Raw genomic sequence first — 13,206 nt, forward strand, 5'->3', positions numbered from 1 at the left:
AACTGTAAACTTGCAAAGTCTCTCGTTGAGATAACTGGATGGCTGGCAATCCAGAATTCCATGACTATACATGTGAACCATGCAGTTCAGCTCTCGCGCGGTTCGCCGCACACCACCCACATTGGCGACACTTGTATTGCTCGCGGGCTTGTCTGCGCTGAGCATGAACCTGTTTCTGCCGAGCCTGCCGAACATGGCAGCGTATTTCGGCGCCGATTACAAGGTCATGCAGTTGTCGATCGCGTTGTATCTTCTGGTCAATGCCGTTCTGCAAATCCTGATCGGGCCGCTCGCAGACAAGGCTGGTCGCAGGCCTGTTCTGCTGTGGGGGATCGGCTTGTTCCTGCTGGCCACGCTTGGATGCATCTATGCGCCCAACGTTGAAATCTTTCTGGCGTTCAGAATGTGCCAGGCGGTCGTGGTTGTCGGCATGGTTCTCAGCCGGGCCGCGGTAAGGGATATGTACGATCAGGATCAGGCGGCATCGATGATCGGTTACGTGACAATGGGTATGGCCGTGGTCCCGATGATCGGCCCGGCGATCGGCGGCCTGCTGGAGGAAAGCTTTGGCTGGAAAGCGAATTTCTGGCTGCCTTTCGGCCTGGGCGCCTTGACGCTTGCCTTGACCTTCGCGGATTTTGGCGAAACGTCAGCCAAAAGCGGCAAGACCCTTGTTCAGCAGTTCAAGGAATACCCTGAACTTCTGACCTCGCCACGGTTCTGGGGCTATTCACTGTCCTGCGCGTTGTCTTCGGGCACGTTCTTTGCCTATCTCGGTGGTGCGCCCTTTATTGGAACCGAGCTGTTCGGACTAAGCGCGGCACAGGTCGGCATTTATTTCGGTGCCCCCGCAGTGGGCTATTTTGTTGGCAACTTTCTGAGCGGTCGCTTTTCCGTACAGATTGGCATCAACCGGATGGTGCTGTGGGGCAGCCTGCTGAACGCCTTGGGCGTTGCGCTTTCGGCATCCTTGTTCCTCACAGGTCTGGGCACCGCACTCAGCTTTTTCAGCTTGATGACCTTTGTGGGCGTCGGAAACGGCATGGCCATTCCCAATGCCACCTCCGGCGCATTGTCCGTTCGTCCGCATCTGGCCGCAACCGCCTCAGGGCTGAGCGGCGCAATCATGCTGGGCGGCGGCGCGGGCCTGAGCGCGTTGGCAGGCACCCTGCTGACCCGGGAAACCGGCGCCATGCCCTTGCTCTGGCTGATGCTAACCTCTGCAGTTCTGGCGATTTTCGCAATTGGATCCGTCATTCGGCGAGAGCGTCAATTGGGGCTGTAACGACTTGCCCCGAAAACTTTGCAAAGTTAATCTTCCAAAACAGAAAACTTGCAAAGGCACCTCATGGCCACCCAAAAGCTCTATGCCGGCGCGAAACTGCGTGAAATGCGCACGCGACTGGCCCTTACACAACGCGAATTCGCGGCGAAACTGGGTGTTTCACTCCCATATCTGAACCAGATGGAGAACAACAACCGGCCGATCTCGACCACGGTTGTGTTGGCTCTGGCACAAGAATTCGGCATGGATGTCACCGAGCTCAGCACCGGCGACAGCGAGCGACTGGTGTCGGACATGCGCGAAGCTTTGGCCGACCCGGTTTTTGCGGATATTCTGCCGCCACTTGCCGATTTACGCCTGACGGCATCAAACGCGCCGGCATTGGCCCGCGCATTTATCGAATTGCACAAAACCTACCGGCAAACGCATGAACGCCTCGCCTCACTGGACGAAGCCTTGGGGCGAGAAGACGCCCGAATGCAGGCCAGCCCCTGGGAAGAGGTGCGGGACTTCTTCCATTATTGCGACAACTACATCGACGCCGTGGACCGGGCGGCAGAGCTGTTCGCCAATCGCGCTGAAAACCCGGGCAGTATCCGGCAGGCGGCTTTGAACAGCCTGACTGAGCGTGGCATTCAAGTGATGTTCTCTGACATCGCCCCTTTGCGCACCTATGACGCCGAAAGCAAAATCCTGCGCCTTTCCTCCCGCTCGACCCCGCAAACGCAAGTGTTTCAACTGCTGTTGCAGGTCGCATTGATCAGTCAGGACAAACTGCTGGAAGCGACACTGGATTTTGCCAAGTTCCAAAGCGAAGAGGCGCGGTCCATCGCCAAGATCGGCCTTGCCAATTATTTCGCCGGCGCTTCCTTGATGCCCTATTCCGCATTCCTGACCGCCGCTCAGGAAGATCGCCACGATCTGGAGCTGCTCAGCAACCGGTTCGGCGCATCGATCGAGCAGGTTGCGCATAGACTGTCAACGCTGCAACGCCCGGGTGCAAAAGGTATCCCGTTCTTTTTTGTCCGCGTGGATCAGGCCGGAACGATCACGAAACGGCACTCGGCCACGCGTCTGCAATTTGCACGGTTCGGTGGCGCCTGCCCCCTTTGGAACGTACATCGGGCCTTTGAAACGCCGGGACACTTCCTTCGGCAACTGGCAGAAACGCCGGATGGTGTGCGTTACATCTCGCTGGCTCGGGATGTGTCGAAATCAGGTGGTTCATTCGGCGCACCGGTCAGGCGGTACGCAATTGCGCTGGGGTGCGAGGTGCGCCACGCCCCGGCGCTTGTCTATGCCGATAACCTCGACATAAACAACGCCAGCGCTTACGAGCCCATCGGCATTTCCTGCCGCATCTGCGAGCGGCAAAACTGCCATCAGCGTTCAGTCCCGCCGCTGGAACGCCGTCTCAGCATCGACACCCATACGCGCGGCACCCTGCCCTACGAAGTCACCTGATTTCGTATGGCCAGAAATTAACCGGGGGAGCCCGACCCGGGCCGGGACAGCGAGTGCCCCGGCACTGGTGTTCAGGCCTTGGACAAAATCGCCCAGATTTCGTCTTTCAGCGCAGCCCGTTTCTTGCGTAAATCAACTTCGGCCAGGTCTTCCATAGGTTCGACATTGGTTTCGGCCCGATGCACAACGCGATTGACCTCGTGATACTCATCAGCCAGACGGGCAAAATGCGCGTCCGTTTGCTTGAGCTGGCTCATCAGTTCAACCTTGTCCGGAAACTCTTCGGCCAGTTCATGCGGGGTGTGGGACATGTCTGTTCGCTCCTTCATATGTCGTTGCATATCAGTAGTAGAAGCGTGACGCGCCGCCCACTTTGACGCGGATCAATTTCATACAGGAAAAATTCAGAATTCAGCGTCGCGCAGCACGCCAACCCGCTGCACGTGCTTCGGCAGCAGAGCAGAACCATCGCTCGCCCTTGGCTGCACTGATCCGGGTTTTGGCATAGTACCTCTGCCCCGGTTCGTGAAAGATCTTTTCGCCCTTTGACGAAACATTTCCTTTGATTAGGCATGTTTCAGAGGATTTCGGTTTCTTGCGTGCCCTGTGGACCCAAGGCACCTGTATCTGTGTCTTGTGCAATCCCCTGTTTTCAATCCTCGCGACCTGTTCGGCACCTGCATACGTGTCCGAATATTTGCGGTACGCAAAGGCCAAGCCCTGCTCTACAATCCGGGCGGCGACGTCTTCGCGCTCCACGCTGCACCGAGCAACGATGCGACCGTAGCGATCCCGATCCACCGGGACACAAGTGGTCATCCGTCCCTGAAACTGTTCCCGAACCATATGAGTGGCCCACGCCCCGCACGGCCAGCTTGATCCGTCGGAATCCTGACAGGTCTGATCCAGTTCGGGCGCATCGATACTGTGCAGCCGCACCCGTACACCACCGACATTCCAGGTGTCCGCATCGATTACGTGGACCCGACCTGCAAGTTGCTCTGCGGCATGGGTCAGACCTGGAAGCAGAAGAACAAAGGCTAAACAAATCCTTAACATGCCCCCGATATGCGCGGTATTTCACGCGCATTCAACCGGGGGCCGTTTAGAAAGGTTAACGTTGAGCGGTTGCCCAGTTGGGGTGAATCCACGGACGATCATTGGCCTTCGGCAACGGATCTTTGCCCAAAAGCGAATCCGACACTTTTTCACCCACCATGATAGACGGCGCGTTCAGGTTGCCGTTGGTGATCTGCGGAAAGACTGAACTGTCCGCAACGCGCAACCCGTCCACGCCGATGACACGGCCTTGGGGGTCGACTACCGCACTCTTGTCATCCGCGCGCCCCATCCGGCACGTACCGCAGGGGTGATAGGCGCTTTCCGCATGTTCCGCGATAAAGGCGTTCAGTTCTTCATCCGTTTGAACCGCGGCACCGGGCTGGATTTCCTTGCCCGCAAAGGGCTTGAAGGCGGCTTGTCCAAAGATTTCGCGGGTCAGTCGGATACAGGTGCGGAAATCCTCCCAATCCTTTTCATGGCTCATGTAGTTGAACTTGATCACCGGCGCGTCTGCGGCTTGGGCCGAGCGCAATGTGACCGCCCCGCGTGACGGCGACCGCATCGGGCCGACATGCGCCTGAAACCCGTGCCCCTCGGCAGCGGCCTGCCCATCATAGCGAACCGCAATCGGCAGGAAGTGGTATTGAATGTCGGGGTATTCCACGCCCGGTTTCGACCGGATGAACGCCGCGCTTTCGAACTGGTTCGATGCGCCCAATCCCGTTTTGGTAAACAGCCATTGCGCCCCGATCAGGCCCTTGCTGACCAGGTTCCAGTGCTTGTAGAGCGTGATCGGTTGCAGCGACGCCTGTTGAATGTACAGCTCCAGATGGTCCTGTAGGTTGGCACCAACCCCCGGGCGATCCGCCACGACGTCGATCCCATGCTCGGCCAGATGCGCTGCTGGGCCGATACCGGACAACATCAGCAGCTTGGGCGAATTGATCGACGATGCAGCCAGAACGACTTCGCGCCGGGCCCTGATGACTTCTTTCCTGCCGCCACGGATCAGTTCGACCCCAATGGCGCGACCGTCTTCCATGACAACCCGAGACGCAAGACCGCGCACGATATCGCAATTGTCCCGCTTGAGCGCGGGTTTCAGATAGGCATTCGCCGCAGACCAGCGCCGCCCCTTCCAGACGGTCTGCTCCATCGGGCCAAAGCCTTCCTGCTTTTCACCGTTGTAGTCACCCGTGACTTCGTAACCGGCCTGCTGACCTGCGTCCACAAAGGCCTGAAACAACGGGTTTTCGCGCGGGCCGCGCGACACGTGCAACGGACCGTCAGTGCCACGCCAAGCCGGATCGCCCCCATGGCCGCCGTCGTGCCAGGTCTCCATCCGTTTGTAATAAGGCAAAACATCCGCGTAAGACCAACCGTCAGCCCCCATCTCGGCCCAGGTGTCGAAATCGCGCGCGTGGCCGCGAACATAGACCATGCCATTGATCGAGGACGACCCGCCGATCACCTTGCCGCGCGGACAGGCCAGGCGACGGTTGTTCAGGTGCGGCTCGGGCTCGGACTGATACCCCCAGTCATAGCGCGACATGTTCATCGGATAGCTCAGCGCCGCCGGCATCTGAATGAACGGCCCCATATCGGTGCCGCCGTGTTCGATCACCAGAACCGAGGCCCCCGCCTCGCTCAGACGATATGCCATTGCGCAGCCTGCGGACCCTGCGCCGACGATGACAAAATCTGCTTCCATTTCCACAACTCCTGCCCCACCGAGAAGGTTGGATGCCTCCGGCGGGAGTATTTTCGAAAAGATGAAGAGGTTATTCGCCGCGCGGGAACCGGGCGTTTTCCTCGACGATGTTGAGATCCATGTGATTGCGCATGTAGCGTTCCGACGCTTTTTGCAGCGGCTGATAATCCCACGGGTAGTAGCCGCCCTGCCGCAGCGCTTCGTACACAACCCAGCGCCGCGCCTGGCTGGCGCGGACATCGGCGTCGAAGCGATCCAGATCCCAACGGGCCTCGGATTTGGCACACAGTGTTTGCAGCGTACCTGCGTGTTCGGGGCTGTCGGCCAGGTTGTTCAGTTCGTGCGGGTCGGCTTCAAGGTCAAACAACTGATCGGGGTCCAATGCGCAGCGATTGTATTTCCACTTGCCATATCGCAATGAGACCAGCGGCGCGTAGGATGCCTCGGCCGCGTATTCCATGGCCACCGGTGTGGTTCGTTCTTCGCCCAGTGCCAGCGGCACGAGGTTTTCGCCATCGGTCCAGGGGGCGATCTCGGCCATGTCTACGCCGGCCAACGCCCCCAGGGTCGGCGTTACGTCTATTGTCGATACCGGAGCATCTATCCGGCCGGCGGGCAGATCAGGCGAGGCGATCATCAGCGGCACACGCGCCGAGCCTTCGTAGAAGTTCATCTTGAACCACAACCCGCGTTCACCCAGCATGTCGCCGTGATCCGAAACGAACAGGATGATCGCCTCTTGCCGGGTGGTTTCCAGCACTTCGAGGATTTCGCCGATCTTGTCGTCCAGATAGGAGATATTGGCGAAATAGGCGCGACGCGACTTGCGGATATCTTCTTGGGTGATGTCGAAACTGCGCCAGTCATTGGCATCGAAGATGCGCTTGGCGTGGGGGTCCTGATTGTCATAACCCAGATCGGCGACCTCGGGCAGCAGATGTGCGCAATCTTCGTAAAGGTCCCAGTATTTGCGGCGGGCAACATATGGGTCATGGGGGTGCGTGAAGCTGACGGTCACGCACCACGGGCGGTCATCCTTGCCGCGTGCCAGATCATAAAGCTTGCCCTTGGCGTTATAGGCGACCTCGTCGTCATATTCCATCTGGTTGGAAATCTCGGCAACGCCCGCGCCAGTGACGGACCCCATGTTGTGATACCACCAGTCGATGCGTTCACCCGGCTTGCGGTAATCCGGGGTCCAGCCGAAATCGGCCGGGTAGATGTCGGTAGTCAGGCGGTCTTCGAACCCGTGCAGCTGATCGGGACCGACGAAATGCATCTTGCCCGACAGGCAGGTATAATAGCCCGCGCGGCGCAGGTGATGCGCGTATGTGGGGATATCGCTGCGAAACTCGGCCGCGTTGTCATAGACGCCGGTGCGCGACGGCAATTGACCGGACATGAAGCTGGCCCGCCCGGGCGCGCACAAGGGCGACGCCGTGTAAGCGTTGGCAAATCGGGTTGACCGTTCCGCCAGTTTCTTCAGGTTCGGAGCGTGAAGCCAATCAGCGGGACCGTCTGGAAAGAGAGTCCCGTTGAGCTGATCCACCATCAGGATCAGAATGTTCGGTTTTGTCATTTTTCAGCCTCGAGCAGAGTGTTGAGCACACGCATCGCGTGGTTCACGGCCAGTTGCGGTTCTTCAGGGGCGCTGAGTGCGGCGCGGATGTACAGCCCGTCAATCAGGGCAACCATGTTCTCGGCCGCCTCTTGCGGGTCAGCCAACTTGTGCCGCAGGGCGTGGGTCAAATTGGATTTGATGCGGGCCTGATAGATCTGCCACAGGCGCAGGGCGTCATCATTGGTCTGAGCCAGCACGTAGAAGGTCATCCAGGCCGCGATCACATCGGGTGTGAAACAAGAAGGCGCAAAACACGCCCTGACGATCGCCTGCGCCCTTTCGTCCGCCGCAGCCGCTTTCAACTCGCCCCTTGCTTCTTCGCCAAAGTCCGAGAGGATCCGGCGCATGGCGGCCAGAAAGATCTGATCCTTGCCGCCGAAATAGTGGTGCGCCAGCGCGCTGGACATGCCGGCACGTTTGGCAATCTGACTGACCGTTACATCAAGGGATTTCTTCAAGCCCAGCTCAGCGATTGTCGCGCGAACAATCGCATCCCGGCGGATTGGCTCCATTCCGACTTTTGGCATCGTTCTCCCCTTGAACAGGCGTCACGGGACCACGCTAGGGGGTTTTTATTGACTCGTCAATTAATGAAAAATCAGGGAGCGGTGTCGTTACAGCTTCGGCGCAATACTCGGAGGCGTCAAGTCCCGGCGGTTCAACACGAATTCGCGCCATGAGATAAAGCTCACGGCGGCAAGGATCAGCGTGCCGCCCGCGACAACCCAAACGTCAACGCTTTCATGGAAAACCGCAGCGCCCAGGATCGTGGCCCATATCAGCTGAAGAAACGTCACCGGCTGCGTGACGGCCACTGGCGCCGCCTGAAGCGCCAGGGTCATGAAATAGTGCCCGGCGGTCGCAAAGCTGGCCACCAGAAAAAGAACCCCGATATCCCGCAGGCTTGGCTGCGTCCAAACGGCGATCGCAAAGGGTATCAAGGCAATGGTCACCCAGATCGACAGATGTGCCACAACGACGGCGGGCGGTACGTCACGCACCAGAATCTTGGCCAATAAATACGACCCCCCAAGGGTCAGGGCCGTTCCCAGCATGGCCAGATGGCCTGATGACACTTCGCGAAACCCGGGCCGCAGGATGATCAGGACGCCAATCAGAGCGACCAGAATCGCAGCAATCCGGCGAAAGGCCAGCTTTTCGCCCAAAAACAGGGCCGCCCCCAGTGTGACGTAAACCGGTGTCATGTAATTCATGGCTGTAACTTCGGCCAGTGGGATCTGTGTCATCGCAAAGAACCAGAGCATGACCGCAACCGCATGCACGATGCCTCGCAGACCGAAAAGCGTCAGCAGGCGGGGGGTCAGATGCGTCGCCATGATCGACCGCATGGCCGGCAACAGAAACACCAACCCCAGCACATATCGCAGAAAGGCGGCCTGGATGGAATTCATCGATGTGCCCAGCGACTTCACCAGCGCGGTCATCACAACAAAGGACAAGCCGGCGGCGAACATCCAGAACATGCCGGCAAGCGGGCGGGACGATACGGTGGATGAAGTCATGTTCAAGGTTGAACACCGAAACCCGGCCGGGAACAACCCTTCACATGGTAACAAGTTTCAGCGCGATACCCAACATGACCACGCCAATCCCTGCGTCCAGCACCTGCCACGCCCTGGGGCGCGCAAAAACAGGCGACAGGATGCTTGCCCCATAGCCAAGCGAAAAGAAGAATACAAAGCTGGATGTCATCGCGCCGAGGGCGAAACCAAGCCGGTCGTCATATTGGGCCGAGATCGAACCGATCAGCACGACCGTATCCAGATATACATGCGGGTTCAGCCAGGTGAACGCGAAAACCGTCAGCAGCGCGGCCTTGAGGCTGGTTCGCCTGCCATTGCCGATTTCCATCACCGAGCCACCCAGCCAGGACGACCTAAGACTGCGCAGGCCATACCAGATCAGGAATGCCGCCCCACCGTATCGCATCACGGTTTCGAACCAGGGTGCGGCCTGTGCCAGGGTGCCAAAACCTGCCACGCCTGCTCCGATCAGGATGGCATCAGACACCGCGCAGGTAAGGCACAGAAAAAACACATGCTCGCGGCGCAAGCCCTGCCTCAGAATAAAGGCGTTCTGCGCCCCGATGGCGAGGATCAGGCTGAAACCCAGTGCGAAACCGGCGATCACGGATGTAGGCATGGTACCTCCTGCGTTGCCATTGCGTTGACTAATGGCCGCGATACGATCTATCAAATTAAAGATGTTGCCCTCAGTTAAGTTTTGCTAATGCTGCTGGACCCTCACCAATTGGCCGCTTTGTCAGCCATTCTGCGCCATGGCAGCTTTGATGCGGCGGCGGCGGAACTGGCTGTAACCCCTTCGGCGATATCCCAGCGGATAAAAGCGCTGGAGGATCGCGTGGGCGCCTCGCTCATCCATCGGGGAACCCCTTGCACCGGAACGCCAGCAGGGCAGCGCATCGCACGTTACGCCGAAGATGTCGGTCTGCTGGAGGCGCAGCTGGCTCGGGAATTGACTCTGGTACAAGAACCCGGGTCCGCGCGGGTTCGCGTTGCGGTACCCGCCGACATTCTGGCCACCTGGTTCATTGACGCGATGGCGCGGGTGCCCGACATGCTGTTCGACCTTGTGATCGACGATCAGGACCATTCGGCGGACTGGCTGAGGCGCGGCGAGGTCAGCGCCGCCGTCACCGTCGGCGGACAAACAGTGAGCGGTTGCGACGCGATTGAGCTGGGCGTGTTGAGATATCTGCCCACCGCCAGCCCGAAATTTGTCAACACCTGGTTCAAGAACGGCGTGACCGAGGAAACCCTCAGCAAAGCGCCTTGCCTTGTCTTCAACAGGAAGGACGGTCTGCAAAAAGCGTGGATCGCAAATCACACCGGCAAACATCTGTCACCGCCTTTCCACTTCCTGCCATCTTCGCAAGGGTTCGTTGATGCCGCAATCGCCGGGATTGGCTGGGGCATGAACCCCGCAGCCCTTGCGCAAGATGCCATGGAGCGTGGGCTGCTGAGCCCGATCGTTCCCGATGCGCCACTGGACATCGCGCTCAGCTGGCAGGTCGGGCGGGTTCTTGCCCCGGCGCTCAAACCCCTTACACAAGCGGTCCAGCATGCTGCGCAACGGGTTTTGCTACCATCACAAGTCAAATAGTCCGACTCATTCGATTGGAGGAACCAATGTTCTCGCGCGACACCCTCAGTTATGACCCCATTCCCCTGCCCGACCGATGCGAGATCAGTGATGCGGACATGCAGGACGCGGCTGCAGCTTTCTTTGAAAAGATGCGGCGGCGTCATACCGTTCGGGATTTCTCGACGCGCCCGGTGGCTCGTGATGTGATCGAAACCTGCCTGCGCACCGCGGGAACGGCCCCGTCAGGTGCAAACCACCAGCCCTGGCATTTTGCTGCCGTCTCGGACCCCAAGCTGAAACTGCGCATCCGCGAGGAAGCCGAAGAAGAAGAGCGTCGCTTTTACGCGGGAGGGGCGGGCGATGAATGGATCAAGGCTCTGGAACCCATCGGGACAAACGCGGTCAAGGAACATCTGACCGTCGCCCCGTGGCTGATCGTGGTCTTTGCCCAACGCTGGGGGCAATTCGAAGACGGGACGCGGTACAAGAATTACTACGTGCCCGAAAGTGTGAACATTGCCACCGGCTTTCTGCTGGCGGCATTGCATCACGCCGGTCTCAGCACGTTGACACATACCCCGAATCCGATGCGGTTTCTGACTGATGCGCTGGGTCGGCCCGCTTCAGAGAAACCGACAATGATCATAGCAGTTGGACATCCCTCGGAAACCGCGACCGTGCCGTCCGTTGCAAAGCTGAAAAAGCCCTTGGACGAGATTTCTTCCTTTTTCTGAGCGGAGCCGCATCAGCCCTGTGTGCCAGAGGCGTCCTTTCGGTCGGGCAACATTGTCAGGTAGCATGTCACGCAGGCCACCAGGCTGGCTGCGACTATGAACGCGACGGCCAATACAACCTCGTGCATATGGGCGACTGCGGCCAAGGCCGCCGAAAGCAGCACCGCCAACAAACGGGTAAAAGACTTGATCGCGGCTGATCCCTGAACGCGCTGTTCCTTGGGCGCGACGTCCAGGAAATAGAGCTTGCGCGCGCTGCTGATCCCGGTCACCGCAACGGTGACGACAAACAGCGCGATCGCGTGCAGATGCACATCGTGATCGATACCCAAGTAGTGAAATGCCAGAAGAACACCGCCGGTTGCGGCCACCATCAGTGTCCCGACCACCATTACGGCACGATGAGACTTCATGTTCACGACCTGCCACAACGGCCCGGACACAAGATAGCCCGAAGCAGATGAAACAATCATTGCGGTCAGCCCCTTGGCCGAGCCGTGATGCGCCTCGGCCGCGATCAGCGCGAAGAACGGGACAGAAAGCGAAACAGCCACCAACAACATTCGCATGACCATGTAACGCCGAAACCACGAGTATTCGAACATGCCAAGAATACCCCGGGCATTGGCCTTGAACGACAGCTTTGCTTTGGGTCCGGTCTTGTTTGCCGGCTCCGCCGAGCGGGCATTCTCTGTCATGGCCAGCATCAAAAGCCCTGACAGCATGAAAAACGCAACCGATACGCCGATCATGGTTGAATGGCGCGAAAAAGGTGGGTTTTCCTTGGTGATCTGATGCACCAGCATGGCAAGACCGATGGCACACAGGCCTCCGCCCCCAAGTTGCAGGTAATGCAGGACCATGCGCGAACGCGAGTGGACATGATCGCCCAGCAGATCGGTGAACATCAGGTTCTGCACCTCGTCCACAAGACCGATCACGAAAAAGACCGCCACGAAAACCACTGCGATCAACGGAACGACCCCGGTCGCGGCGGCCACCATTGCCAGGACCAGACAGGATCCGATGATCGCTTCGGTCAGAGCGATTGCGCGTTTCTTTTGCGATTTCGCCGCGACGGATTGCGCCAGAAAGAAATCGGAAATCATGCTGCCAATCATTCGCACCGAAACCAGCGCGCCCGCCACGAACATCGGCAATTCGAATGACACGGCCAGAAACGGCAAAACCACCGATGGGCTGCCCAGAGTCCACGCAACCTGAGACACGATACTCTGCCCAGCAAGAACCGGCACGTTTCGCTTGGCCTTTTCAGCAGTCGCATCCATCGTGGATCTTTCGGTGGCGTTGTCTCGAAAATTCCGGGTTTTTCCAGCCTATGCGTTTCGAAGGGTTCAGCCAACAACTCTTCGAAACCGTCCGAAAACGAAAAAACCCGGCGGTTGAGCCGGGTTTCGCCGTCAAGATCCGCAACGGCTCAGAGCTGTGCCATCACCTCATCCGAGGCTTCGAAATTGGTCGTGACACGCTGTACGTCGTCATCGTCTTCCAGCGCATCCACCAGCTTCATCAGCTTTTGCATGTCTTCCAGACCCAGCTCGGTCGTGGTGGTCGGCTTCCAGACCAATTTGGTGGATTCCGATTCACCCAGCGCAGCTTCCAACGCGTTCGAAACGTCGTTCAGATCCGTATCCGCACACCAGATGATGTGGCCATCCTCTGAGCTTTCGACATCTTCCGCGCCGGCCTCGATGGCGGCTTCGAAAATGGTGTCTGCGTCACCCGCCGTTGCCGGGTAAATCACTTCGCCCTTGCGTTCAAACATAAACCCGACCGAGCCCGTCTCGCCCAGATTTCCGCCGTTCTTGGAAAAGGTCGAACGCACGGTCGACGCGGTGCGGTTGCGGTTGTCCGTCATGGTTTCAACAATCACGGCCACGCCGTTGGGGCCATAGCCCTCATAGCGGATTTCTTCGTAATCGTCGCCTTCACCGGCGGTGGACTTTTTGATCGCGCGGTCAATCACATCCTTGGGAACCGAGTTCGACTTGGCCTCTTTCACGGCCAGACGCAAGCGCGGGTTCTTGTCGGGATCGGGGTCGCCCATCTTGGCGGCAACGGTGATCTCTTTCGACAGTTTGGAAAACAGTTTGGACCGCGCGGCGTCCTGACGCCCCTTGCGGTGCTGGATGTTGGCCCATTTTGAGTGGCCTGCCATAATGCGTCCTCGTCATCGTGATTG

General features: G+C 58.8%; 13 protein-coding genes. 4 read left to right on the forward strand and 9 right to left on the reverse strand.

Features of this window, described 5'->3' with window-relative positions; translation table 11 throughout:
- Positions 1 to 79 precede the first annotated feature (79 nt).
- On the forward strand, positions 80 to 1,285 hold the full coding sequence (locus tag GS620_RS12085; RefSeq protein WP_171616058.1) for a multidrug effflux MFS transporter: 1,206 nt from the start codon (positions 80 to 82) through the stop codon (positions 1,283 to 1,285).
- A 63-nt stretch (positions 1,286 to 1,348) separates the two neighbouring features.
- Positions 1,349 to 2,749 (forward strand): short-chain fatty acyl-CoA regulator family protein, encoded by a 1,401-nt coding sequence (locus GS620_RS12090; protein WP_171114811.1) that lies wholly within the window; start codon positions 1,349 to 1,351, stop codon positions 2,747 to 2,749.
- A gap of 71 nt (positions 2,750 to 2,820) precedes the next feature.
- Here the strand turns inward: GS620_RS12090 and GS620_RS12095 are convergent, their stop codons facing one another.
- The 7 genes from GS620_RS12095 to GS620_RS12125 form a co-directional block, all read right to left on the reverse strand.
- Complete coding sequence (locus GS620_RS12095; RefSeq protein WP_152458727.1) at positions 2,821 to 3,060, reverse strand: YdcH family protein; 240 nt, start codon at positions 3,058 to 3,060, stop codon at positions 2,821 to 2,823.
- A 100-nt stretch (positions 3,061 to 3,160) separates the two neighbouring features.
- Positions 3,161 to 3,808, reverse strand: coding sequence for a thermonuclease family protein (locus GS620_RS12100; protein WP_171616060.1), 648 nt, complete (start codon positions 3,806 to 3,808; stop codon positions 3,161 to 3,163).
- A gap of 55 nt (positions 3,809 to 3,863) precedes the next feature.
- Complete coding sequence (gene betA, locus GS620_RS12105) at positions 3,864 to 5,522, reverse strand: choline dehydrogenase (protein ID WP_171616062.1); 1,659 nt, start codon at positions 5,520 to 5,522, stop codon at positions 3,864 to 3,866.
- Between the two features lie 70 nt (positions 5,523 to 5,592).
- Positions 5,593 to 7,101 (reverse strand): choline-sulfatase, encoded by a 1,509-nt coding sequence (betC, locus tag GS620_RS12110; protein ID WP_171616064.1) that lies wholly within the window; start codon positions 7,099 to 7,101, stop codon positions 5,593 to 5,595.
- Positions 7,098 to 7,670 carry a transcriptional regulator BetI gene (gene betI / locus GS620_RS12115; protein WP_171231213.1) on the reverse strand — a complete coding sequence of 191 codons (573 nt, stop codon included), beginning with the start codon at positions 7,668 to 7,670 and terminating at the stop codon, positions 7,098 to 7,100. The genes betC and betI overlap by 4 nt, the downstream gene beginning before the upstream one ends.
- Before the next feature lie 87 nt (positions 7,671 to 7,757).
- Positions 7,758 to 8,666 (reverse strand): DMT family transporter, encoded by a 909-nt coding sequence (locus GS620_RS12120; RefSeq protein ID WP_171116467.1) that lies wholly within the window; start codon positions 8,664 to 8,666, stop codon positions 7,758 to 7,760.
- 40 nt (positions 8,667 to 8,706) lie between these two features.
- Complete coding sequence (locus GS620_RS12125) at positions 8,707 to 9,306, reverse strand: LysE/ArgO family amino acid transporter (protein WP_171616066.1); 600 nt, start codon at positions 9,304 to 9,306, stop codon at positions 8,707 to 8,709.
- 87 nt (positions 9,307 to 9,393) lie between these two features.
- On the opposite strand from GS620_RS12125, the gene GS620_RS12130 reads away from it, so the two are divergent.
- Both GS620_RS12130 and GS620_RS12135 read left to right on the forward strand, forming a co-directional pair.
- Complete coding sequence (locus tag GS620_RS12130) at positions 9,394 to 10,287, forward strand: LysR family transcriptional regulator ArgP (RefSeq protein WP_171616068.1); 894 nt, start codon at positions 9,394 to 9,396, stop codon at positions 10,285 to 10,287.
- A gap of 26 nt (positions 10,288 to 10,313) precedes the next feature.
- Complete coding sequence (locus tag GS620_RS12135; RefSeq protein ID WP_171616070.1) at positions 10,314 to 11,003, forward strand: nitroreductase family protein; 690 nt, start codon at positions 10,314 to 10,316, stop codon at positions 11,001 to 11,003.
- Positions 11,004 to 11,014: 11 nt separating this feature from the next.
- Here the strand turns inward: GS620_RS12135 and GS620_RS12140 are convergent, their stop codons facing one another.
- Positions 11,015 to 12,292 carry a permease gene (locus GS620_RS12140; RefSeq protein WP_171616072.1) on the reverse strand — a complete coding sequence of 426 codons (1,278 nt, stop codon included), beginning with the start codon at positions 12,290 to 12,292 and terminating at the stop codon, positions 11,015 to 11,017.
- Positions 12,293 to 12,441: 149 nt separating this feature from the next.
- On the reverse strand, positions 12,442 to 13,182 hold the full coding sequence (locus GS620_RS12145; RefSeq protein WP_152458737.1) for a YebC/PmpR family DNA-binding transcriptional regulator: 741 nt from the start codon (positions 13,180 to 13,182) through the stop codon (positions 12,442 to 12,444).
- Positions 13,183 to 13,206 lie beyond the last annotated feature (24 nt).

Origin of the sequence: Ruegeria sp. HKCCD6428 (assembly GCF_013110595.1) — a bacterium.
Classification (GTDB): Bacteria; Pseudomonadota; Alphaproteobacteria; order Rhodobacterales; family Rhodobacteraceae; genus Ruegeria.

Excerpts from the sequence above, each read along its gene's own strand:
- GS620_RS12135 (WP_171616070.1), top strand. The coding sequence starts at position 10,314 with ATGTTCTCGCGCGACACCCTCAGTTATGACCCCATTCCCCTGCCCGAC.
- GS620_RS12130 (WP_171616068.1), top strand. The coding sequence starts at position 9,394 with ATGCTGCTGGACCCTCACCAATTGGCCGCTTTGTCAGCCATTCTGCGC.
- GS620_RS12120 (WP_171116467.1), bottom strand. The coding sequence starts at position 8,666 with ATGACTTCATCCACCGTATCGTCCCGCCCGCTTGCCGGCATGTTCTGG.
- GS620_RS12095 (WP_152458727.1), bottom strand. The coding sequence starts at position 3,060 with ATGTCCCACACCCCGCATGAACTGGCCGAAGAGTTTCCGGACAAGGTT.
- betC (WP_171616064.1), bottom strand. The coding sequence starts at position 7,101 with ATGACAAAACCGAACATTCTGATCCTGATGGTGGATCAGCTCAACGGG.
- GS620_RS12100 (WP_171616060.1), bottom strand. The coding sequence starts at position 3,808 with ATGTTAAGGATTTGTTTAGCCTTTGTTCTTCTGCTTCCAGGTCTGACC.
- betI (WP_171231213.1), bottom strand. The coding sequence starts at position 7,670 with ATGCCAAAAGTCGGAATGGAGCCAATCCGCCGGGATGCGATTGTTCGC.
- GS620_RS12145 (WP_152458737.1), bottom strand. The coding sequence starts at position 13,182 with ATGGCAGGCCACTCAAAATGGGCCAACATCCAGCACCGCAAGGGGCGT.
- betA (WP_171616062.1), bottom strand. The coding sequence starts at position 5,522 with ATGGAAGCAGATTTTGTCATCGTCGGCGCAGGGTCCGCAGGCTGCGCA.
- GS620_RS12090 (WP_171114811.1), top strand. The coding sequence starts at position 1,349 with ATGGCCACCCAAAAGCTCTATGCCGGCGCGAAACTGCGTGAAATGCGC.
- GS620_RS12140 (WP_171616072.1), bottom strand. The coding sequence starts at position 12,292 with ATGGATGCGACTGCTGAAAAGGCCAAGCGAAACGTGCCGGTTCTTGCT.
- GS620_RS12125 (WP_171616066.1), bottom strand. The coding sequence starts at position 9,306 with ATGCCTACATCCGTGATCGCCGGTTTCGCACTGGGTTTCAGCCTGATC.
- GS620_RS12085 (WP_171616058.1), top strand. The coding sequence starts at position 80 with ATGCAGTTCAGCTCTCGCGCGGTTCGCCGCACACCACCCACATTGGCG.